Source organism: Spirochaeta cellobiosiphila DSM 17781 (genome assembly GCF_000426705.1).
GTDB classification, from domain to species: Bacteria; Spirochaetota; Spirochaetia; order DSM-17781; family DSM-17781; genus Spirochaeta_E; species Spirochaeta_E cellobiosiphila.
The window spans coordinates 130,068-153,287 of record NZ_AUFW01000017.1 but is presented as its reverse complement, the minus strand read 5'-3'; the positions used below and the strand labels follow the sequence as shown (position 1 = coordinate 153,287).

The 23,220-nt window shown below is 37.5% G+C and carries 23 protein-coding genes; 19 read left to right on the top strand and 4 right to left on the bottom strand.

Annotated features, from left to right (window positions below; all coding sequences use genetic code 11):
* Positions 1–11 precede the first annotated feature (11 nt).
* From K345_RS0103570 to K345_RS0103540, 7 genes are all read left to right on the top strand, one after another.
* On the top strand, positions 12–503 hold the full coding sequence (locus K345_RS0103570; protein WP_028973013.1) for a MarR family winged helix-turn-helix transcriptional regulator: 492 nt from the start codon (positions 12–14) through the stop codon (positions 501–503).
* A gap of 53 nt (positions 504–556) precedes the next feature.
* Positions 557–1,666: a glycine cleavage system aminomethyltransferase GcvT gene (gene gcvT, locus K345_RS0103565; protein WP_028973012.1), complete on the top strand. Its 1,110-nt coding sequence runs from the start codon at positions 557–559 to the stop codon at positions 1,664–1,666.
* Positions 1,666–2,052 carry a glycine cleavage system protein GcvH gene (gene gcvH, locus K345_RS0103560; protein WP_028973011.1) on the top strand — a complete coding sequence of 129 codons (387 nt, stop codon included), beginning with the start codon at positions 1,666–1,668 and terminating at the stop codon, positions 2,050–2,052. Before gcvT ends, gcvH begins: the two co-directional genes overlap by 1 nt.
* Positions 2,053–2,056: 4 nt before the next feature.
* Positions 2,057–3,334, top strand: a complete 1,278-nt coding sequence (gcvPA, locus tag K345_RS19555) for an aminomethyl-transferring glycine dehydrogenase subunit GcvPA (protein WP_053228035.1) — start codon at positions 2,057–2,059, stop codon at positions 3,332–3,334.
* A complete protein-coding gene (gene gcvPB / locus K345_RS0103550) occupies positions 3,331–4,785 on the top strand; it encodes an aminomethyl-transferring glycine dehydrogenase subunit GcvPB (protein WP_028973010.1) in 1,455 nt (484 codons plus the stop codon). The genes gcvPA and gcvPB overlap by 4 nt, the downstream gene beginning before the upstream one ends.
* A gap of 4 nt (positions 4,786–4,789) precedes the next feature.
* Positions 4,790–6,001 carry an adenosine deaminase family protein gene (locus K345_RS0103545; RefSeq protein ID WP_028973009.1) on the top strand — a complete coding sequence of 404 codons (1,212 nt, stop codon included), beginning with the start codon at positions 4,790–4,792 and terminating at the stop codon, positions 5,999–6,001.
* A 186-nt stretch (positions 6,002–6,187) separates the two neighbouring features.
* Positions 6,188–7,753, top strand: coding sequence for a methyl-accepting chemotaxis protein (locus K345_RS0103540; RefSeq protein WP_169714757.1), 1,566 nt, complete (start codon positions 6,188–6,190; stop codon positions 7,751–7,753).
* 39 nt (positions 7,754–7,792) lie between these two features.
* Here the strand turns inward: K345_RS0103540 and K345_RS0103535 are convergent, their stop codons facing one another.
* On the bottom strand, positions 7,793–8,209 hold the full coding sequence (locus K345_RS0103535) for a DUF4826 family protein (protein ID WP_028973007.1): 417 nt from the start codon (positions 8,207–8,209) through the stop codon (positions 7,793–7,795).
* The gene (locus tag K345_RS0103530; RefSeq protein ID WP_028973006.1) at positions 8,199–8,537 is read right to left on the bottom strand and encodes a hypothetical protein; all 339 of its coding nucleotides are present in this window, start codon (positions 8,535–8,537) and stop codon (positions 8,199–8,201) included. Before K345_RS0103530 ends, K345_RS0103535 begins: the two co-directional genes overlap by 11 nt.
* Positions 8,538–8,906: 369 nt before the next feature.
* Here K345_RS0103530 and K345_RS19550 point away from each other — a divergent pair, with 369 nt between their 5' ends.
* The 12 genes from K345_RS19550 (at position 8,907) to K345_RS0103470 (ending at position 21,328) form a co-directional block, all read left to right on the top strand.
* A complete protein-coding gene (locus K345_RS19550) occupies positions 8,907–10,058 on the top strand; it encodes a homocitrate synthase/isopropylmalate synthase family protein (protein ID WP_053228034.1) in 1,152 nt (383 codons plus the stop codon).
* On the top strand, positions 10,042–11,592 hold the full coding sequence (locus K345_RS0103520) for a sigma-54-dependent Fis family transcriptional regulator (RefSeq protein WP_053228033.1): 1,551 nt from the start codon (positions 10,042–10,044) through the stop codon (positions 11,590–11,592). Before K345_RS19550 ends, K345_RS0103520 begins: the two co-directional genes overlap by 17 nt.
* A 4-nt stretch (positions 11,593–11,596) precedes the next feature.
* Positions 11,597–12,061: a GNAT family N-acetyltransferase gene (locus tag K345_RS22110; RefSeq protein ID WP_053228032.1), complete on the top strand. Its 465-nt coding sequence runs from the start codon at positions 11,597–11,599 to the stop codon at positions 12,059–12,061.
* Between the two features lie 348 nt (positions 12,062–12,409).
* A complete protein-coding gene (nifH, locus tag K345_RS0103510) occupies positions 12,410–13,228 on the top strand; it encodes a nitrogenase iron protein (protein ID WP_028973004.1) in 819 nt (272 codons plus the stop codon).
* 16 nt (positions 13,229–13,244) lie between these two features.
* Positions 13,245–13,574, top strand: a complete 330-nt coding sequence (locus K345_RS0103505; RefSeq protein WP_028973003.1) for a P-II family nitrogen regulator — start codon at positions 13,245–13,247, stop codon at positions 13,572–13,574.
* Between the two features lie 4 nt (positions 13,575–13,578).
* On the top strand, positions 13,579–13,956 hold the full coding sequence (locus tag K345_RS0103500; protein ID WP_028973002.1) for a P-II family nitrogen regulator: 378 nt from the start codon (positions 13,579–13,581) through the stop codon (positions 13,954–13,956).
* A gap of 10 nt (positions 13,957–13,966) precedes the next feature.
* Positions 13,967–15,571, top strand: a complete 1,605-nt coding sequence (gene nifD / locus K345_RS0103495; RefSeq protein WP_028973001.1) for a nitrogenase molybdenum-iron protein alpha chain — start codon at positions 13,967–13,969, stop codon at positions 15,569–15,571.
* A gap of 11 nt (positions 15,572–15,582) precedes the next feature.
* A complete protein-coding gene (gene nifK, locus K345_RS0103490) occupies positions 15,583–16,965 on the top strand; it encodes a nitrogenase molybdenum-iron protein subunit beta (protein WP_028973000.1) in 1,383 nt (460 codons plus the stop codon).
* A gap of 74 nt (positions 16,966–17,039) precedes the next feature.
* Positions 17,040–18,377: a nitrogenase iron-molybdenum cofactor biosynthesis protein NifE gene (nifE, locus tag K345_RS0103485; protein WP_028972999.1), complete on the top strand. Its 1,338-nt coding sequence runs from the start codon at positions 17,040–17,042 to the stop codon at positions 18,375–18,377.
* A 1-nt stretch (position 18,378) separates the two neighbouring features.
* On the top strand, positions 18,379–19,707 hold the full coding sequence (locus K345_RS0103480; RefSeq protein ID WP_028972998.1) for a nitrogenase component 1: 1,329 nt from the start codon (positions 18,379–18,381) through the stop codon (positions 19,705–19,707).
* Positions 19,708–19,726: 19 nt separating this feature from the next.
* The gene (locus K345_RS0103475; RefSeq protein ID WP_028972997.1) at positions 19,727–20,977 is read left to right on the top strand and encodes a radical SAM protein; all 1,251 of its coding nucleotides are present in this window, start codon (positions 19,727–19,729) and stop codon (positions 20,975–20,977) included.
* A gap of 36 nt (positions 20,978–21,013) precedes the next feature.
* Entirely contained in the window at positions 21,014–21,328 is a 315-nt protein-coding gene (locus K345_RS0103470) for a (2Fe-2S) ferredoxin domain-containing protein (protein WP_028972996.1), read from the top strand.
* A gap of 184 nt (positions 21,329–21,512) precedes the next feature.
* On the opposite strand, the gene hpf is transcribed toward K345_RS0103470, so the two are convergent.
* Together hpf and rpoN are read right to left on the bottom strand one after the other, a co-directional pair.
* Positions 21,513–21,836: a ribosome hibernation-promoting factor, HPF/YfiA family gene (hpf, locus tag K345_RS0103465; RefSeq protein ID WP_028972995.1), complete on the bottom strand. Its 324-nt coding sequence runs from the start codon at positions 21,834–21,836 to the stop codon at positions 21,513–21,515.
* A gap of 11 nt (positions 21,837–21,847) precedes the next feature.
* Positions 21,848–23,212 carry an RNA polymerase factor sigma-54 gene (gene rpoN / locus K345_RS0103460; protein WP_028972994.1) on the bottom strand — a complete coding sequence of 455 codons (1,365 nt, stop codon included), beginning with the start codon at positions 23,210–23,212 and terminating at the stop codon, positions 21,848–21,850.
* Between the last annotated feature and the right edge of the window lie 8 nt (positions 23,213–23,220).

The window sequence follows — 23,220 nt, the reverse complement described above, 5'->3', positions numbered from 1 at the left end:
CAATAAATAGTATGAATAAGGATCTTGTAGATATTATTGTTGAACAATGGAACAGGGAGTTCCCAGGGTTAGATACAACTCCAATGGCTGTAACGGGACGACTTTCAAGAGTTACAGAATATTTAGGAAGAGGGATTTTAACTAATCATAATAAGCATGGCCTTAATAACTGTGAATTTGACGTATTAGCTACATTACGACGATCTGGCGAACCTTATCAATTAACTCCGACTCAGTTATATAGCTCGTTAATGCTATCCTCTGGAACTATGACTAATCGTTTAGATCAACTTGAAAAAAGAGGCCTGATTGAGAGAAAACCTAATCCTGAGGATAGAAGAGGTCTGTTAGTTAACTTGACTCCCAAAGGTAAAACTCTCATTGATACTGCATATCCAGACCACCTTGATAATGAGAAAAAGCTAATTCAGGTTTTGGATCACAATGAAATAGAGGATTTGAATAGAATCCTTAAAAAGCTGTTGAGTTCTTATGAAAAATAATAATTAATAAATGTGCTTTACCATTTTAATCTATATTACTTATGATATTTATCATGGACAGTTTAAAAACATCGTTATATGAGCAGCATATAGAATGTGGTGGTAAAATGGTAGATTTTGCTGGGTGGAAGCTTCCCATTCAGTATGAAGGAATCATTAAAGAACATCATCAAACAAGAATGAACGCTTCACTCTTTGATACTTCACATATGGGGGAAGTACAAGTCTCAGGATCTGATGCTTATCAATTTCTTCAAATGATACTTACCAATGATCTTCGTAAACTGATAGATAATTACTCCTTTTACTCACTGATTTGTAATGAAAAAGGTTATGCTCTGGATGATTGTTTTGTTTCTCGGATTTCCTCAGATATCTTCTTTATTGTTTTAAATGCATCTAATGTATCTCGAGTCGTCAAATGGCTACAAGATAAGTCTTTATCGTATGATGTAGAAATTAATGATATATCTTCTAAGCTGGGAAAAATTGATTTACAAGGTCCTTTAGCAGAAGCTTTGTTACAGGATTACGTGCAATTTGATTGTAGTGAAGAAAGTTGGCCTAGGTTTTCATTCAAAAATGTTCTAGTTGGTGGTATTAATCATATGATCTCTCGGACAGGATATACAGGAGAAGATGGTTTTGAATTCTATGTGCCTTGGAAATTTACTCCTGTATTATGGGAAGCTCTAATGACCTTGGGCAAAGAGGATAGTAGGTTAAAACCAGCTGGATTGGGGGCAAGGGATAGTCTACGTCTTGAGTCAGGATATACCTTATATGGTCACGAACTTACGGATACAATATCCCCCATAGAAGCTGGTTTAGGTTGGGTAGTTAAAGAAAAAGAAGTTGAATATATTGGACAACATCCATTATTAACACAGAAAAGAAATGGTCCCAATAGGATTATTGTTGCCTTTGAAATGATAGAAAAAGCAATCCCAAGACATGGATATAATATTTGTAAAGATGATGAAGTGGTAGGTTTTGTCACTAGTGGAGGGTATTCACCCACATTGGATAAGCAAATTGGGTTAGGCTTCATTAACTCAATTTTGAGTCCGCTGGATACAGAAATTACCATTGATATAAGAGGTAATAAAAAAAGAGCCAAAGTTGTAAAACGGCCTTTTTACAAATACCGAGGAGGTCATTAATGGCACATTTTCCATCGCATTTGAAATATTCTAAAGAGGATGAGTGGTATCAACAGGAAGGTAATATTATTACCTGTGGTATTACGGATTATGCCCAAGATCAATTATCAGATGTTGTTTTTGTTGAATTACCTGAGGTCGGTAGAGTGATAAAAGCAAAAGATTCGGTAGCCGTACTTGAATCTGTAAAATCTGTTTCAGACTTGTATTTTCCTGCTGAAGGCGAAATTATGGCTGTAAATGAAGAATTGACAGATCAACCCGAATTAGTTAATCAAGACCCTTATGAAAAAGGATGGGTTGTAAAGATAAAAGTAGAAGATACTAGTTTTTTAGATGACCTAATGGATTCTAAAGCTTACGAATCACAACTTGAAGAAGAGTAACAATATGGAGAAAAATCAATCAGATTATTTCTCAGATATCCCGAAGTCGATAAAACTTAAGGGTGAAATTCCTATACCCAAAGGATTATCCCAATGGGAAGTTGAGAAGCATCTTCATGGATTATCTAGAGAAAATTGGATACCAAGTATTTCCTATTTAGGTGCAGGATGTTATCAACATTATATACCAGCTACCGTATCCGCAATTACAGGTCGGTCTGAATTTTATACATCCTATACTCCCTATCAGCCTGAAATATCCCAAGGTCTATTACAAGGAATATTTGAATTTCAAACAATGATATCCAGATTAACAGGAATGGATGCTGCTAATGCATCCCTATACGATGGGGCCTCGGCATTGGCAGAAGCTGCCGTTATGAGTACTTTAATAACGAATAACAAGAAGATAATAATTTCTGAAGGTGTTCACCCAGAATATCGTCAAACACTTGAAACCTATTGTCGTGCTCGATCAATAGATGTTGTCTCTATTCCTCTTCACTTTGATATGGGAAAAACAAATCTTAAATTACTTCGTGATCATCTAGATTCTGAATCTGCCTCAGTCATTATTCAAAGTCCAAATTTTCTCGGACAAATTGAGGATTTAGATGCAGTTAAGAACTTATTAGTATCAACTAAAGCCTTATTTATTACTGCTTTTACAGAAGCTCTTCATCTTGGATTATTTCATCCACCAGGTAAATATGATGCTGATATTGTCGTAGGAGAAGGGCAATCTCTTGGTATAAATATGAATTATGGTGGACCTCATTTAGGCATAATAGCTTGTCAGTCAAAACATATTCGTAAACTACCTGGCAGGATTGTTGGATTAGCAAAAGACAATAATGGCAAAGAAGGTTTTGTTCTTACCTTACAGGCTAGAGAACAGCATATTAGACGGGATAAAGCCACTTCTAATGTTTGTTCCAACCAAGCATTGTGTGCCATGGCGGCAACAGTTTATTTGGCAACAATGGGGCAAAAAGGATTAAAAGAAGTTGCTCTGCAGAATTATCGTTTAGCCCATTATGCAGCACAACAATTTAGTAATATTCCAGGTATAGAGATTTTATATCCCAATGGATTTTTTAATGAGTTTGTTATTAAAGCAAGATCTCTGGATACTTTTAAAAGTCGTTTAGAAGCAGCAGGAATCCAAACGGGATATCCTTTAGGTGAGGTCTATCCCCAACTAAGAGATTGTATGCTTTTTTGTGTGACTGAATTACTAGACAAATCGGACATCTTGAAAACTATGGAGGTTCTCAAATGAGTAAGGTTGAATTAATATTTGATAAAGCCCAAAGTATTCCTCCTCAATATATAACATTAGAGGAATCTCTAAATGATTTTAATCCTTCTCAAGATCAACTTAGAGAGGAATTAGATATTCCCAACCTATCTGAATTAGAAGTTATTCGTCATTATACAAATTTATCACGTAATAATTTTGGTGTGGATAACGGATTCTATCCTTTAGGAAGTTGTACGATGAAGTACAATCCTAAGTTGAATGAACGTATAGCTAATATTCCTAGATTTGCCAATACCCATCCTTATGTCGACGTTGAAAAGTCACAAGGGAATTTGACAGTACTGTATGAATTACAGACTCTACTTCAGGGTATAACAGGGTTTGATCAATTTAGTCTTCAACCAGCAGCGGGAGCCCATGGTGAGCTTGCGGGCCTAATGATAATGAAGTCTTATTATAAGGAAAGAGGTGAGAATCGAAGGAAGATAATTTGCCCTGATTCTAGTCACGGTACAAACCCTGCATCAGTCACAATGTGTGGGTTTATTCCAGTGCCTCTCAAGTCAGGTCCTGATGGATTGGTAGATATTAAAGCTTTAAAAGATCTACTTGATGACGAAGTTGCTGGTATGATGTTAACGAATCCTAATACTCTAGGACTATTTGAAAAAGATATAGAAAAAATTTGTCAGCTAGTACATAACAATGGCAGCTTAATGTATTGTGACGGTGCCAATAGTAATGCCTTGTTAGGGCAATCACGTTTTGCCGATATGGGATATGATATATGTCACTTAAATCTACATAAAACATTTTCAACTCCCCATGGCGGTGGTGGTCCCGGCGCAGGACCTATCGGTGTAAAGGCGCAATTAGTTGATTACCTACCAGGTCCTATTGTTAAACGTAGTACTAGTGGGTATTCGTTATACAATCCTCTTAAGTCTATTGGTAGAATGAAGGGATTTCTTGGGAATTTTGGAATATTACTTAGAGCCTATGTTTACATACTCTCTCAAGGATCTGATGGATTAAAAGACGTTACAATAAAAGCCGTGAACAACGCTAATTATCTAAGAAAAAAATTAGAGCCAGTATTCTCTTTACCTTTTAAAGGTTTGTGTAAGCATGAGTTCGTCATCGATGATTCTTCCTTACCGAATGGTGTTACCACAATGGATGTGGCAAAAAGGTTGCTAGATTATGGATTCCATCCTCCGACTGTTTATTTTCCTCTTATTGTGCATGGAGCCATGATGATAGAGCCTACAGAGACCGAATCCAAAGAGACGTTAGATCTGTTTGCTGAGGCCTTATTAAATATTTATGAAGAAGCGAAAAATACTCCTGATTTGGTGAAAACAGCACCACATACAACAAGTGTTACAAGATTTGATGAAGTAAAAGCTGCTCGCAAGCCCATTTTATGTCATTGTGACGATTGGTTAGAGCAATTAAAAGAGAGTTAGAATAATGAATTGGAATAACACAGATTTCATACATAGAATTCCTAAAACAGATTTACATGTCCATTTGGATGGTTCTTTAAGATTAAAAACCTTATTGGAATTATCCAGTGATTTAAATATTTCTTTACCTGGTCAAAATGAAGAAGAATTAAAGGAAAAAGTATTTAAAGAGAAATACGCAAGTTTGGAAGAGTATCTTAAAGGTTTTTATTATACGGGACTTGTTATGAGAAGTCCGGAAAATTTGGAGCGCATAGCTTTTGAATTGGCAGAAGATAATTGGCTAGAAGGTGTGAGATATCTAGAAGTTCGATTTGCACCTCAATTACATATGTCAAAAGAATTATCTTTTCGAGATGTTGTTGAAGCTGTAGATAAGGGGTTAAAACGAGCAAAAGCTCAATTTAATCATCATTTACCTAATGAAGAGCCTGGATTTGAATACGGAATAATTTTATGTGCTATGAGATATTTTAATGGGTCTTTTTCTCCTTATTATAAAAGTCTGTTTGAAGTATTACCCTTTTCTTCTGAAAAACAGATTATCCATAGGGCCAGTCTTGAGTTAGCTAGGGGGGCTACGAAACTTAAGGAAGAAACGAATATTCAAATCGTTGGATTTGATCTAGCAGGTGCTGAGTATGGATATCCTGCTTCTGGGCATCAACGTAGTTATGATCATATTCACAAGAACTTCTTGAATAAAACAGTACATGCTGGTGAGGCCTATGGACCTTCTAGTATTTTTCAAGCTGTAACAGACCTTCATGCTGACAGAATAGGGCATGCTTTACATTTATTTGATGAAGAAATGCTTGATCCCTCCATTGAAAATCCAGAAGCTTATTTGCAAGGATTACAACAATATATTGCAAACCATCGAACAACTATCGAAGTGTGTCTTACTAGTAATATGCAAACATCCCCCCACTTAAAATCACTTCAGGATCACAGTCTTAAACGTATGTTGGACGAAAAATTGAGTATTACCTTGTGTACTGATAATCGCTTAGTAAGTCATACATCAGTAACGAAAGAAATCTTATTAGCCTTGAATCACTTTGATATAACTCCAAGTCATCTTAAAAATATTATCATTTATGGGTTCAAAAGATCTTTCTTTTATGGTGGCTATAAAGAGAAAAGAGAGTATGTAAGAAAAGCGATCAATTATTATGAAAGCCTGGAAAAGGAATATAACATCCTCAATACTTAAGATATGAAATCGAAGCAGTATTCATATCACATAGATGTATTCATTGGCTTATGTTTAGCTCTTATACAATCACTATTCTTATTTTTTAATCCCCTTTCTGAAAAAAGGGGACTGATATATTACCTATCTATTTTTTTCATAAGCTGCATAATGATAATACTGTCCCTAGTAATCTATAAAAAATGGATGCATATGAAACTTAAACCCTATTATCAAAGGGCAGAACGTTTCAAAGAAGGAAAGGGTGATTTCAAACGTATAAAAGAAGCTCAAAAAGCAAGTGGTTTATTGGCTCGTCTTATTAGGCCTTACATTGAATTACTTGAAAAATTAAATGAGGATTTATTTCTGATCAAAGAATCAGCAGTTAAGTTTACTTTTTTTTCCACAGATATGAATTTTTCCTCAAAACAATTAACAGAGCAATCTTCTGAACAAGCTTTATTTATGAAAGAAGTACTGCAAAAAATAGATACCTTTGAATCAGAATTAAATGGAATGACCAGTTTGATGGATGATTTAGTACAGCATGCTCAATTAAGTCATCATACTTTTCAAAGTTTTGTTGAACAAAATGATACCCTCATAGATGAGATGAAAGCCCTTGATGATAAAACCCTAGCCTCATCTCAATCTTTATCAATTGGTAAAGAAAGTATTGAGAAGAATGCAAAGTATTCAGAAGAGATAACTAAAAGCATGGTAGATATATCTAATAGTGTTCAATCAGTATTAAGTGAAACCACTCATGTTGCTAAAACCTTATCTAGTATTGATGAAATTGCAGAGAATATTCATACATTAGCCATTAATGCCGCTGTAGAGGCTGCGCGTGCGGGGTCGTCTGGTAAAGGTTTTGGTGTTATAGCAAAAGAAATGCATGGCCTTGCTGGTACTGCACAAAATGCTATTAGTGATGTCTCTCAGACAATAGAACAGTTAAGTGAATCTAATAAAAGAGTACAAAATACTATCGTCAACTGGGAATCTACGGCAAAGGAGCTCAAAGAATGGTCTGCTAGATCAAATGATAGTTATGTTGAGTTGATTTCCTATGTTGATGAAATCCATGAAGTGGCAGCCCAGGTTAATAAGGAGCTTTATACTCAAATTGGAAAGATGCAGGATTTGATTAGATATGGAGAAAAGACTCATCATTCTTCTATTGAGGCAGGGACTAAACTTAAAAACCAGATATCTGGTTATGCAGAGATACAGGCAGGTATCACTGAAGCTTCTAAAAATGCACAACACCAGGCTGATGTTTCTGTTATGCTTGCTGAGTTATCACAGTTTTTAAAAGTAGGCGGTGAAGAATTAGCAATTTTTATTAGAACTTTTGAACTAGATGAGGAAAGTCTGAAATTCCGTAATGGTCGAAGAGCCGTTAGGCATCGTCTTATGTATAATCTTGAAATAGTGGATGAAGATATGTCTCATGTCGGCTTTATAGGAGATTTGTCTCCAGGAGGGATGATGATTTTATCGGATAAAATGGAAGAAGAAGGTTCAGTAAAAAAATTCAAATTAGTTTTACCCCGCTTATTTCGTAAGGAAGAATCTCATATTGTTGTAAAAGGAAAAGTCAGGTGGGTAAAAAAAGAGGGGTCGGGGTTTTTACCTGTCAGTTACGGAGTGCAATTTGAACCAATGAGTGAACAGGTTAAGAGAAGTATTGATGAATTGATGGAAAGCTTGGCAATTTCTAAACATGCATTATTTGAAGAGGATGGAATGTTAGAAGAATTATAGAAAGAGGAGCTTCAAAGGCTATCCTTGAAGCTTTCTACACTATTCCTCTTCTTCCCATAATTCTGGGTCTTCTACTGTTTCGCTCAAAACTTTACCTAATGATGATATGCTTCCATAAAGGTTAATCTCTGAGATACCTTTTTCAGCTGTTAAATCATTATATATTTTTAAGTCACTGCAATTAATCCACCGATAAGCGTAGAATGCTAACGCTTGGCGAGTTTGTATCATATCTTTGTCAACAAAGGCATCTGTGGCTAGGTCATTATGAAGAACCCAAATGATTCCTTCTTTGTTTTTTCCTTTCCATAGAGAAAAATAAGGAGCTGCTATCCAGTCCAATAAAAGATCTTCAAAGAATTCTATTCCTTTATCTTTTAAATGCCTTTGTATTTTATGGTAACTTTGATCTGCCCAAACTTCATAATCTTTAGGTACTTCGATTTTAGTGAACATTAGATTCCCTCCGGAGTGATTTAACAGCTTCAAAACATTGGGCGAAATCAAGATTGATATAATTAGGTTTTGTGGAACAACATGCACTCGTTCTACTCATTGTAAGTAAGACCTCTTCTTGATAGGCATCAATGAACCCTTTTTCTCGTATTCCCATTATTTTACCTGTTAAATGATGGGGGACATCCATGGGATCAGTATAGTAACTAGTGGACAAACTTTCTAAGGCCATAAAAAGTAAATCCCATAGAAAATCATTTGAGAACTTTTGAGACTCAAGACTCTTTTCTATGGTTTTAAGATAGTTTGTTCCTGTGTTATCGCTCATATGTTACCTCCTAATTAATAAAAGCATTAATCATGCCAATGCTTGGAAAATAATAAGTATTGATCCGGTAAGGAAATATAAGATGAGGTAAAACGGTTGTTTTTACATTAATGTTAATTGTGAATATCTATTTTTCTATTATGTAGAACTATTCCTACCATTTTATAAAGATAGATAGATCAGGAATGTAGATAATACATAAAAACCATACAAAATTGTTGTTAATTGTAGTTTGTGTAGTTTTTTTGTTTTAGATGTAATTTCTATATTTGTGTGATTATTTATTTGTTACAAAAAGAATTATTTATTAATATATTTTTAATTGTGCTTTGGCATATATATTGCATATTTGTTTGTGGAGGCAGAACTATGAACAAATACGAGCAATTATGGATAATTGATAGTACCCTCAGAGATGGGCTTCAAGCCCCAGGTGTTTCTTTAAACCATTCAGAGAAAAAAGCTATTGCTAGAATGTTAGCAGAAGCAGGTGTTAATGAGTTGGAAGCTGGTATTCCCATTATGGATAAACAGGAAATCCGTTTTTTGAGAAGTTTAAAACATGATATCCCCAATGTACGTGTTACTGCATGGTGCCGTGCAAGAAAAGAGGATATCTTGGAAGCTGCACGTTCAAATGTATCTAGTATTCACATCGCTTTTCCTGTCTCCGATATACAATTAAAACTATATGAAAAGGATTGGAAATGGGTTCTGGATACAATACCGGAACTAGTCGCTTTAGCCAGGGTTCACTTTGACTATGTTAGTCTTGGTGCTATGGATGCTACCAGAGCTTCCTTACATGATCTCAAACAATTTGTTCATCGAGCGGATGCCGCAGGCGTTAATCGTGTAAGAATTGCTGATACTGTAGGAATTTCCACTCCTGATCAAATAAAAGAGCTCTTTGAAAAGCTTCACGTAAATACCAAAGCAATTCTAGAGTTTCATGGTCACAACGATTTAGGATTGGCTACTGCTAATAGCTTAGCTGCTGTAGAGGGCGGTGCCAAAGAGATTAGTGTTACAATCAGTGGTGTAGGCGAACGTGCGGGTAATGCTAGTCTTGAAGAAGTTGTTACAGCACTACCTTATCAAGGTAATTATTTTACATCTGTAAGTAGAAAAGCATTACCAACTCTAGCAAGTACATTCAAAGAGTTATCAGGTTTTGATCGAAATATGTGTAATCCTATTACAGGGGTTAATGTATTTACCCACGAATCTGGTGTCCATGGCCATGGATTATTACAGGATGACAGAACTTTTTGTGAACTAGACCCTAAAGAGTTTGGTTATGATGGGCATAGTTTTGTTGTTGGAAGCCATTCAGGTTCTTTTATGGTCCAAAGAATATTAAGTGATCAAGGAGTTTTTATAACTAGGGAAGAGGCTTTGGCTATGCTACCTCAAATAAGGGAAACTTCTGAAGTTAAACACTCTTATCTAGAAAATAAGGAGATTCTTGACATATACAAGCACTTCAAGGACACCCTAAGTCATGCCGTCACTGCTTAATGTTGAAAATGATGCATCAAAGGTAGTCGATTTACTTCATAAAGTATCTGAAGCTTTGAGTCGGGAGGAGGAAATATCAGAAGTTTTCACTCCCGTTCTTATGGTTATGAAAGATTATCTTGGTCTTACTAGAGGTATGTTGACTATTTTAAATAGGGAAAATGGTGCCATATTCACTGAGGAATCATTTGGCATGACCGAAGAGGAGCAAGCCAGAGGAGTTTATCGACTTGGTGAAGGCATCACAGGGGAAGTTGTTGAGACGGGTAAACCCGTTATTGTTCCTGATGTAGCTAAGGATTCTAGATTCCTCAACAAAACAGGTATAGGATCGGATGATCAATCCTTTTTATGCGTTCCTATTTGTTATGGCAAAGAAGTTCTGGGAACGTTAAGTGCGTATCGGAATAAAGCTGGTCAGGAAACCCTAGAAACAGATCAAAAAATATTAAGCATTATCACACCTATGATAGCTCGTGCCGTAAGACTTCATAGATCAATACATGAAGAAAATCTAAAGTTGCGTGATGAAAACCAGCGATTACATTCTCAACTCCTTGAGCAATTTCATCCTGATAATATTATTGGTAATGCTAAGGGTATGCGGGATGTCTTCTACCTTATTCAAAAAATAGCACCTACAGATACTACTACTCTTATATTAGGTGAAAGTGGTGTAGGAAAAGAGTTAGTAGCTCATTCTATTTATGCAGCAAGTTATCGTACATCAGGACCTTTTATTCGCTTTAACTGTGCTGCCTTGCCTGAAAGTATGGTTGAATCCGAATTGTTTGGTCATGAAAAGGGTGCCTTTACTGGAGCAATCAATAAAAGGCTTGGGCGCTTTATGTTAGCAGAAGGTGGCACCTTATTCCTGGATGAAGTTGGTGAGCTCAGTTTGAATGTCCAAACTAAATTATTGCGTATCTTGCAGGAACATGAATTTCAGCCAGTTGGATCTGATCAAAGTTTAACTTGTGATGTACGTATTGTGGCTGCAACGAATAAAAACCTAGAATCCTTAGTACAAAAAGGGGAATTTAGGGAAGATCTCTATTATCGACTCAATGTTTTTCCTATAACTGTCCCTTCATTGCGAGATCGAAAAACAGATATTCCGTTATTAGCTGATTTTTTTATAAAGAAATATTCTGATAAACTAGGAAAAAACATCCGGAGAATATCTACAGCTGCCATTGATATGCTCATGAGCTATCATTGGCCGGGAAATGTACGTGAGTTGGAAAATTGTTTAGAGCGTGCTGTGATATTAGCAGATTCTGACACTATTCATGGTTATGATTTACCACCAACGCTTCAGACCAGCCATCCCGCATCAACACATTTTAAGGGAAATCTAGAAACAACTTTAGATGCTATTGAGTATGAACTTATTATTGAAGAATTGAAAAAGGCAAATGGAAATGTAAGTAAAGCGTCCGATGTTTTAGGTCTATCTTATCGTAAGTTAGGATTGCGATTAAAAAAATACGATATAGATTATAGGATTTATAGAAACCCTAACAAGGATTAATGGTATGAGTAATTTCAGGAAAATTGATTTTAATAATAGCAAAGATCAAATCGATTTCTTGAGTTTACTTGAAGGTTATATGTTAGATCCTATGGGAGGACTCCCTGTTCTTACAAAAGAGAAGAAAAGTAGGATCTTGGCAGATCTATCTTCCATGCTCCACATAAAAGGTTTCTTTTCCTGTCACTGTAGTGAACCAATTGGTTTTATCCTTGCCTTTGAGGTGTATTCTACATTTCTTGGAGGCAAGGCATATAATATACATGATTTCTATATCCATCCTGATTATAGACGTCTGGGAAATGGAAGTTACTTATTTGAACATTTCCTTATTTGGGCCAAAGATCAGGATGCTGTCAAGATTTCCCTTGAGGTACGTAAAGATAATCTTTATGCCCAAAAACTTTATCACAAATTCGGTTTTGACAAGACCAACCCCGAAATGCTTTTCTATGTAAAAACTGCATAAATTCCGGTTATAGTTCCGTTTTTTACAATTCTGTTAGTTATCCTTATTCTAGTTGAAGATACTTTTAGCCTTTATGGAGATAATTGAGGCATAAAGTTATGCTTATCTATGGAAAACCTCTTAATTCACATAAATTTACATTTACGTCATAAGGTCTTAGTGAATTTACTCAGTAGTAATGGTTATAAAAAACATAATATATCCTTTTCTAATAAAAACAGATGAATTTGTCACGATTTTGTTAAAAAGGGGAAAAACTGTATCCCTTTGACTCAAATCATAAGTTTGGCACAGCTCCTGCAATAGTTTTGGTATGGAACGTTAGCCGTTCGTAAGGAGGATAGTGCCGTGAGAAAAATAGCAATTTACGGAAAAGGTGGGATTGGTAAATCTACCACTACCCAGAATACTGTGGCTGGGCTTGCTGAAATGGGTAAGAAGGTCATGGTAGTAGGATGTGACCCAAAGGCGGATTCTACAAGACTTCTACTTGGTGGTTTAGCACAAAAAACTGTTCTAGACACCCTACGAGAAGAAGGTGAAGACGTAGAATTAGATGATGTTATTAAACCAGGATATGGTGATTCCAGATGCGTTGAGTCTGGTGGACCAGAACCAGGTGTTGGATGTGCAGGTCGAGGTATTATCACAAGCATCAACTTACTTGAACAGTTAGGTGCTTATGAACAAGAACTAGATTACACATTTTATGATGTTCTTGGGGACGTTGTATGTGGTGGTTTTGCAATGCCTATTCGTGAAGGTAAAGCAGAAGAAATCTACATCGTTGTATCTGGTGAGATGATGGCTATGTACGCTGCTAACAACATCTGTAAAGGTATTGTTAAATATGCAGATGCAGGTGGAGTTCGATTAGGTGGTCTGATTTGTAACTCTCGTAAAGTAGATAATGAGTATGAAATGATAAAGGCTCTTGCTGATAAATTAGGTACTCAAATGATTCACTTTGTACCAAGAGATAACATGGTACAACAAGCGGAAATCAATAGAAAAACTGTAATTGATTTTAACCCAACACACCCTCAAGCTGATGAGTATCGAACTCTAGCTAATGCCATTGATCAAAATAAGATGTTTGTCGTTCCAACTCCTTTGGAAATAGAAGAACTAGAACAGTTATTAATCAAGCACGGAATTGCAAACTAATACCAGGAGAAGCCCAATGTTAATGATTAGATCCATAGTACGGCCGGAAAAATCAGATAGTGTTTTGGCGGCTCTGTTAGATGCAGGTTATCCTGCCGTAACCAAAGTAAGTGTTGTTGGTCGAGGAAAGCAAAGAGGATTAAAGGTCGGAGAAGTAGTGTATGACGAACTCCCTAAAGAACTTCTTCTCACCGTAGTTAAGGACAAAGATAAGGATTTCGTCCTTAAAACCATAATGGAAGAAGCTAAGACAAGTGCTTCTGGTGCCTTCGGTGATGGGAAGATCTTCGTGAGCCCTGTGGACGAAGTTTATACCATTTCTTCTGGTCTTTCCGAAGAAGAGTGATGCTATGAAAGAAGTAATGGCAGTCATTCGCATGAACAAGATCAATGATACCAAACGGGCTTTAGCTGCTGTAGGGATATCAAGCTTTACTGCTACTGGTCGTGTGATGGGTAGAGGTAAAGGTCAAGTCGATTACCGGATATTAGCCGGTGCAAAAGAGGGGTATCAGGAAGCCATAGACCAATTAGGGCAAGGACCCCGATTGGTTCCTAAAAGGCTTTTGACTGTGACTGTTCCTGATGGGAAGGTCAAAACTGTTGTTGATACCATCATTAAGACTAACAAAACCGGCCATGCCGGTGATGGGAAGATCTTCGTGTTACCAATACACGAAGCCGCTAGAGTCAGAACCGGTGAAACCGGTGATGATATCTTGGACTAAGGAGAATCAAATGGGTGAACATACCATTCCGGCTCCAGAGCTGATCAAAGAAGAGATTCTAGCAAAGTATCCAACTAAGGTAGCAAGAAAAAGAAAGAAATCAATGGTTACCAATGATGGAAACAAAGATAAAGCTTTGGAAATCCAGGCGAACGTACGTACCGTTCCTGGAATCATAACTCAGCGAGGTTGTACCTATGCTGGGTGTAAAGGGGTAGTTTTAGGACCAACTCGTGACATTATTAACTTAACACATGGTCCAATCGGCTGTGGTTTTTATAGCTGGTTAACAAGACGTAATCAAACGAAACCTGCTGAAGGTAGTGAAGAGAATTTCATGAACTACTGTTTTAGTACTGATATGCAGGATCAAAACATTGTATTTGGTGGGGAAAAGAAGCTAAGGAAAGCTGTTCAAGAAGCTTATGACTTATTTCATCCTAAAGCCATTGGGATATTCTCAACTTGTCCTGTTGGGTTGATTGGTGATGATGTTCATGCTGTAGCACGTGAAATGACAGCAGAATTAGGCGATTGTAATGTCTTTGGATTTTCTTGTGAAGGTTACAAAGGTGTTAGCCAGTCAGCTGGTCACCACATTGCTAATAACCAGTTATTCAAACATGTTATTGGTACACAGGATAAAGAACCAGAAGGCAAATTCAAAGTTAATATTCTTGGTGAATACAACATTGGTGGTGATGCATTTGAGTTAGAAAGAATCTTCGAAAAAGCAGGATTAACTCTTGTATCAACTTTTAGTGGTAACTCACATTATAACTCATTTGCCAACAGTCATTTTGCTGATCTAAATGTTGTAATGTGTCATCGATCTATCAACTATGTAGCTGAAATGATGGAAACAAAGTATGGGATCCCTTGGATGAAAGTTAATTTCATTGGTGCTGAATCTACTGCCAAATCACTCCGAAAGATAGCTGAGTATTTTGATGATAAAGAGTTAATACAACGTGTAGAAGAAGTTATCAAAGAAGAAACAATCCAAATAGAAGAAACTGTTGCCAAACTTCGACCAAATACTGAAGGTAAAACAGCCATGCTCTTTGTTGGTGGATCAAGAGCTCATCATTACCAGGAACTATTCAATGAATTAGGTATGAAAACTTTGGCTGCTGGATATGAGTTCGGACATCGTGATGACTATGAAGGTCGTGAAATCATTCCAGATATCAAAGTAGATGCTGATTCTCGAAATATTGAAGAAATCAAGGTTGAGAAATCTGATGAAGAGTTCAGAGACTACACTAAGAGCGATAAGCTTGAATGGTCTGAATATGGTGGAATGATGAGGGACATGGAGTCTGGCTCTCTTGTTATTGATGATATCAGTCACTATGAAACTGAAAAACTTATTGAAGCATATAAGCCTGATATCTTCTGCGCAGGTATAAAAGAAAAGTATGTTGTGCAAAAGAGCGGAGTTCCCCTAAAGCAATTACACTCTTATGACTATGGTGGACCTTATGCTGGATTTGTAGGAGCTATTAATTTCTACAAAGATATCGAACGAATGGTTACAACGCGTGTTTGGGATTTAGTTGAAGCACCTTGGGAAAAGTCCACGCAAGTTGAAGCTCAATACGCAGCAGGATAAGGAGACAAGTTATGTTATTACGTCATACAACCGCAGATGTGGTAGAAAGAGAAGGGTTAACCATCAACCCTGTTAAAACTTGTCAGCCCGTTGGTGCTATGTATGCAGCATTAGGAATCCATGGTTGTTTACCTCATAGTCATGGATCACAAGGTTGCTGCGCTTATCATAGATCAGCATTGACAAGACACTATAAAGAGCCAGTTATGGCTGGAACTTCTTCCTTTACAGAAGGTGCTTCTGTATTTGGTGGTCAAGCTAACTTATTACAGGCTGTAAACAACATTTTTACTATTTATGATCCTGAAATCATTGCCGTACACAGTACTTGTTTATCTGAAACTATAGGTGATGACTTGAATCAGATTCTAATCAAGGCTCAAGAAGATGGTAAAGTTCCGGAAGGTAAGTCTGTTATATCAGCACCTACACCTTCTTATGTTGGAAGCCACATTACAGGGTTCTCTGCAATGGTTGAAGCAATGGTAAAGTATTTATCTATTAATTCTGGCAAATCCAATGGAAAGGTTAATCTTATTCCTGGTTGGGTTGAACCATGTGATATGCGACAAATCAAATCCATTGCTAAAAGAATGGGCGTAGAGAATATACTATTCCCTGATACAAGTGATGTCCTTGATGCTCCTTTAATAGGTAAACACCAAATGTATCCAGACGGTGGAGTAACAAAAGAAGAGTTAGTCTCTGCTGGTGATTCTATCTTCACAATAGCAATGGGGTCCTTTGCTTCCGAACAAGCTGCTAAGCTTTTAAACAAAAAATGCAACGTTGATTATGAAGTATTAGATATTCCTGTAGGAATCAAAGCTACAGATCGATTTATCATGAAGCTTTCCCAGACTGCTGGTGTTGAAGTTCCTTCTGATTTCAAGAGTGAAAGAGGACGATTAGTCGACGTAATCACAGACCAGGAACAATATCTTCATGGTAAGAGAGTGGCGATTTTTGGTGATCCTGATCAATTAATACCTCTTACAGAGTTTTTATTAGACCTAAATATGGAACCTGTATATGTCGTATCCGGAACCCCTGGAAAATACTTTGAGAAGAGAATCAAAGAGCTATTTGAACAGTATGGTATTGATGGAAAAGTTAAAAACGGGCCACAAGCAGACATGTTCTTATTACACCAGTGGATCAAAGAACAAGGTGTTGATCTATTGATAGGAAATACTTATGGAAAATATATAGCAAGAGATGAGGACTTACCTTTCCTTCGCTATGGATTTCCCATATATGATCGAGTTGGCCACAGTTATTTCACAACCTTAGGTTATGAAGGCGGACTTCGAATTGTAGAAAAAATATTGGGACTGTTCCATGACCGACAGGATCGAGACGCTCCCGAAGAGCGATTCGAGCTAGTAATGTAATGCTCAGTTCCGGTGCTGAAGGCTGGGATCAGCACCGGGTATGAGCTTTTGTTGATTCAACAAGGGGAAGTAATATGGATTATATAGCTGCAAGACAAGGTCAAATATTAGTAAAAGGTAAGGATAATTTTAACATCTCATGTGAAAAGAAAAGTGAAGCTGGTTCTGTCAGTCAAAGAGCCTGTGTATTTTGCGGAAGCCGAGTTGTGCTCTATCCTGTTGCTGATGCCCTTCATTTGGTACACGGCCCTATTGGTTGTGCTGTTTACACTTGGGATATAAGAGGTGCCCTAAGTTCCGGCCCAGAACTTCATAGAAACAGCTTTTCAACTGACCTTCGTGAAAAACAAGTTATATATGGAGGGGAAAAAAAGCTTTATGAAAGTCTAATCGAGTTAATAGATAGACATGAACCTAAAGCTGCTTTTGTTTACTCTACCTGTATCATAGGTATTATTGGTGATGACGTAAATGCAGTATGTAAGAAAGTAAGTCAAGAAAAAGGCATTCCAGTTCTACCTGTTCATTCAGAAGGATTCAAAGGAACTAAGAAAGATGGTTACAAAGCGGCTTGTGAGGCGCTATTCAGCCTAATTGGTCATGGCAATATAGATAATGTATCTCCTGTTAGTATCAACATACTAGGTGAGTTCAATCTCGCTGGTGAAGCCTGGATGATTCAGGAATACTACAAAAGAATGGGTGTAGAGGTTGTCGCCGTAATGACTGGTGATGGCCGTGTTGAACGAATTGCCCGAAGTCACGGAGCAGTTTTGAATGTTGTACAGTGTTCAGGTTCTATGACCTATTTGGCTGAATTAATGAAAGAAAAATACGGTATACCTTATATCCGTGTCAGTTATTTCGGAATCGAAGATATGGCTGAGGCTCTTTATGATGTTGCAGAACATTTTAGTGATTATCCTGAGATTCGTCAAAAAACAGAAGAGTTGGTAGCTGATGAATTATCAGAGTTGTTACCACAATTAACAGCGTTTCGAAATGATCTGGAAGGGAAGAAAGCGGCAATCTATGTAGGTGGGGCCTTTAAGGCTTTTAGTCTAATAAAAGCACTTAAACATTTGGGAATGACCGTTGTGATAGCTGGATCTCAAACAGGAAATAAAAAAGATTATGAAATGCTTCAGGACCTATGTGAACCAGGAACCATAATTGTTGATGATAGTAATCCTCTCGAATTATCAAAATTTGTTAAAGAAACAGGTGCAGATCTCTTTATTGGAGGTGTTAAAGAACGTCCCATCGCAATGAAAATGGGATTAGGTTTTGTTGATCACAATCACGAACGTAAGATAGCTCTGGCAGGATTCAAAGGAATGTACAACTTTGCCGTTGAAGTACATGCTTCCGTTATGAGTCCTATATGGAATCTAAGAAAGGAGGTTCTGTAAGATGAAAACCGCTACACAAAACGCTTGTAAGTTATGTACGCCATTGGGTGCATGCTTAGCTTTTAAAGGAGTAGAGGGTTGTATTCCTCTCCTCCATGGATCCCAAGGTTGTGCCACTTATATGAGGCGCTACACGATTTCCCATTATAGAGAACCCATTGATATTGCTTCTACTTCGTTTACAGAAGATACGGCTATTTTTGGTGGAGGACGTAACTTAACAACAGCTATTAACAACTTAATAAGTCAATATAATCCACAGGCTATTGGTATTGCTTCTACCTGTCTAACAGAAACAATAGGTGAAGATATGAATTTATTGTTATCCGAGTTTCGTAAACAACATGGTGAAAACCCGTTACCAACATTGTTCAATGTATCAACTCCAAGTTATAGAGGTACCCATGCAGATGGTTATTGGGCCGCTATAGGTGCGATTCTTTCTTCGTTAGCCAAACAGGAGTTCCCTCGTAATTTGGGTGTTATCACACCAGGATTAGTCAGTCCTGAAGATCTAAGACAGCTCAAGAAAGTCTTCAAAGTCTATGATTATCCCCTATTATTGATGGGCGATTATTCGGAGACATTAGACGGTGGAGTCTGGGAGTCCTATAAAAAGATCTCACCAGGTGGAGTTCCTGTTGAACAAATTTCTCAAGCAGGTGATGCCTCTTTCTGTATCGACTTTACAACTCTTACTCAAAATGGGGGTACTAAGTACCTAGGGGATAATCTTAATAAACAAAGGTTTACAATTCCTATGCCTATTGGTGTACAGCTGTCTGATAGATTTCACAGATTAATGCGTAAGCTAACAGGCAAGGAAATCCCAGAAGAGTTTGTTGTCATGCGTAACCGTCTACTTGATGCCTATACAGATGCTCATAAATATACTTTTGGTAAGAAAGCTGTTGTCTATGGAGAAGCAGAATTAGTTTTGTCCATGGCTGTATTTCTAGAAGAAATAGGTATTGTTCCTGTCCTTTGTGCAACAGGATCTGATACGAAATTATTAAAGGCAGAAATAGAACAAAATCTAAAACATCCGGAAAAGGTACAAGTAGAAGTTGATTTAGATTTCGATGATTTGACCAGTCTAGTACATAAGGGAGACGCAGATTTCCTCATTGGTAATAGTAAAGGATATAAGTTGTCCAAAGCATTGGACATACCCTTAATCAGAATTGGTTTTCCCATACATGACCGCTTTGGTGCTGCTAGAGTTAAACATATAGATTACGAAGGAAGTCTGACCCTTTTTGATAGGGTAGTGAATACCTTAATCGAGATAAAGCAAAATACTTCGGAAATAGGATACACCTACATTTAGGTAAACAAAGGAGATTAGAATGAGTAAGAAACATCCCTGTTTCAACAAAAAAGACCACGCTACCAGTGCCAGAGTTCATATCCCAGTCGCTCCTAAATGTAATGTACAATGTAATTTTTGTAATAGAAAATATGACTGTGTTAATGAAAGCAGACCTGGCGTTACAAGTGCCGTGTTAACACCACTCCAGGCATTGGAGTACTTCAAGGAAGTTAAGGAGAAGCTTAGTAATCTAGCCGTTGTTGGTATCGCTGGACCTGGTGATCCTATGGCCAATCCTGAAGCTACCATTGAAACCTTTAGACTCATTAGGGAAGAAGATCCAGACATGACCTTCTGTTTGAGCACTAACGGTTTGGCCCTTGCAGAACACATTGATGAGCTGAAGACTGTAGGAGTCAGCCACCTGACTATAACGATGAATGGTCTGGATGAACAGATTCTTGCTGATACTTATAGTTGGATCAGACCTAAGGTCAAAATATTTAGAGGTTTGGCTGCTGGACAGGAAATAAAACGAAGGCAGCTTGAGGCATTGGATGCTGCTTTAGCTGCAGGTTTTGAGATCAAGATCAACACTATTTTACTTCCTGGGGTTAATGATAAAGAGATCCCCAAGCTTGCTGAATTTTTAAAAGATAAAGGGGTAAAGGTTCATAATATTCTACCTCTAAAACCTGTAGAAGGAACTCCTTTTGGCGTACTAGAAGAGCCCAGTCGTGAACTGATTCATCAGGTTAGGTCAGAGGCTCAAAAATTTTTACCACAGATGACTCACTGTATGCGATGTAGAGCAGATGCTGTTGGCTTACTTGGTCAGAAAAGTCCTGAAGAATTAGTACAGGCGTTAATTAAAGCAAGTATGGGAGTTCCCAGAAAAACAAGACCCTATGTTGGTGTAACTAGCCGGGAAGGATTTCTTGTTAATGAACACCTTGGAGAAGCTACTCACATACGAATATATAAGTATGAAGATGGTAGAACTGTTCCAGTAGAGCGAAGAGCTTCACCAGGAAAGGGCACGGGTAATGATCGTTGGGAAGCCCTGGCTGAATTATTAAAAGATTGTGCTGCTTTACTTGTCAGTGGTATTGGGCCTAAGCCTCAAAAAGTCCTTACCCAATCAGGGATCGCTATTCATATGATGGAAGGGTTAATATCTGAGGGTGTAGAAAGGATTTACACATCAAAAAGTATGGACTCCCTTAAACCAAGACAAGCATTTAGTTGTGGTTCTTCTTGTCAGGGAACGGCACAAGGTTGTGGTTGATAATCCCATTAAATTAATTGGATATGGAGGACATAGATGGAAAAACCAGACAGGCATATTTTGGTCTGTGCAAGCTTTAGAGCCGCTGGAACTCCTCAGGGAGTATGCCATAAAAAAGGCGCCTTTAATTTTGTACAGTATCTGGAAACAGAACTCATGGATCGGGATGAATTAGGGACTGTAATGGTTTCGACAACTGGTTGCTTAAAGGTATGTGACCGTGGGCCAGCCATGGTGATTTATCCTGAAGGCAAATGGTATGGAGGATTCGAATCAGAAGATGATATTGATGAAATCCTCGATGCACTTGAAGAAGGGGAAGGGGCTGATCAGTTTCTTCTTGCGGAATAAGCGCAACACTTAATCTTTTTTCTAACCCCTTATGTACTAAATAAGGGGTTTTTTGTTGTTTTCTAACACATACAAAGAAGTATTACCCGAGTTATATGTTTTTACGGATATTGTGAAATCCAAACAATGTTGTATGTCTCTATTAGATAAAAAAAGCCGCTTGTAAAAAGCGGCCTTTTGGAAGTTATTCTTCAACAACCTCTCTCTTATCGACACCTGTATGGGTTTTTATTTTTTCCTTTTCCTTTGTAGTTGCCAATTCAACCTTATCAATTAAAATCTCAATGGCTTTGTATAACTCCTTTTCATCATCATGAAAATGAGCGTCTTTGTTCCAACGATAATGAATCGTTGCCTCTGCACGATAGTGCTGCTTTTCTTTTGTAATAGTTAGGGCGAAATCGACTATGATTTCTTTGACATGATTTAGTTTTTCCAATTTTTTGTCAATGAAGTCCCTCGTCGTGTCAGACAAGTTGTAGTGTACAGCTTTAACAGTTAAGTTCATTTAAGGCCCCCTTATTGTCTTGAGTAGGATGATGATATATCGAGTTCTCCTCGATACTTAGCCACCGTCCTCCTCGCTACTTTTATTCCACGGGTCTGTAAAATATCAGATATTTTTTGATCTGATAATTTCTTCCCCGAGGTATTTTCTTCCAAAATTTCTCTTATGATTTCTTTGACTCCTTCTTTGGAATAGCGGCTGGGATTACCAGAGCTAGTTCCTACGGAGTTGGAAAAGAAATACTTTAGTTCATATATACCCTTCTCTGTTTGTAAATATTTGCCGTTAGTTAGTCTGGACACGGTCGCTTCGTGAACACCCACCTCCTCGGCTATATCCTTAAGAGTAAGAGGAACCAGGTACTTTGGTCCTTTATAAAAAAAGTCTCTCTGGAACTCTATTATTGTCCTGGCTACTTTTAGTAATGTATCATTACGTTGTTGAATACTTCTAATAAAAAATTGGGCGTCTTTCACTCTGGATGTTACAAATTGTTTGGCCTTCCTGTCTTCTTTATTCTTCATGAGTTGTTGGAATAAGGAATCTACCCCTAAGACGGGTATTTCTTCGTCATTTAATACAAGGATAAACTCACCTTCTCTCGTTCTTAACATTAAGTCAGGAACAACTAGTGTGGCTGATTCTTGAGAAAACTTTCTCCCGGGAAAAGGACTTAATTTATCCTTTAAGTAATCCAAAGCATGAGTAATATCCCAACTATTAAAGCCAGTTGCTTTAATAAGCTCATCAATCTTACCCTTTTCTAGTAAATTCCAATGCTCTGTTAGTATAACAGACAGCTCTTTAGGGGCTCCTTCCAGTACCTGACTCTGTACAATTAATGACTCATGGACATCGGCTGTACAAGTTCCTTCTGGTTCGAATTCCTGTATTATTTCCATTACACTATAAAGGATATCCAATTCATTGCTTTTAACAAGAGTTTCTGGATCTTCTATATGAAAACCATCTTCGTTCAAATTATTGATAAGAAGTTCCCCCACCTTCATCTGTTGGGGGGTGAGGATTTCAAGTTGAAGCTGCCATAATAGATGTTCATGAAGGCTTTCGGGTCGGCTAATAGCACCTTCCAGAAATTGTCGCTTATTGTCAGACTTCTCACTAGCTAATTGAGGAGAATATCCAGGGTCTGATGTGTTTTCAAAGTAATCTGCTTCCCCTGAGGGTTCCTCTCCACTTAAGGAGGATAAGGGCTTTTCCGAGAGTATTTCTAATGCAGGGTTCTTTTCAACCTCGTCATGTATGCGTTGTGACAATTCTTGAACAGGCAGTGTCATCAGTTGAATTGACTGAAATAACTGCGGGCTCATCTTGAGGCGCTGTTCTTGTCGCATTACAGGTTTTTGAAACTGCAATTTTACCT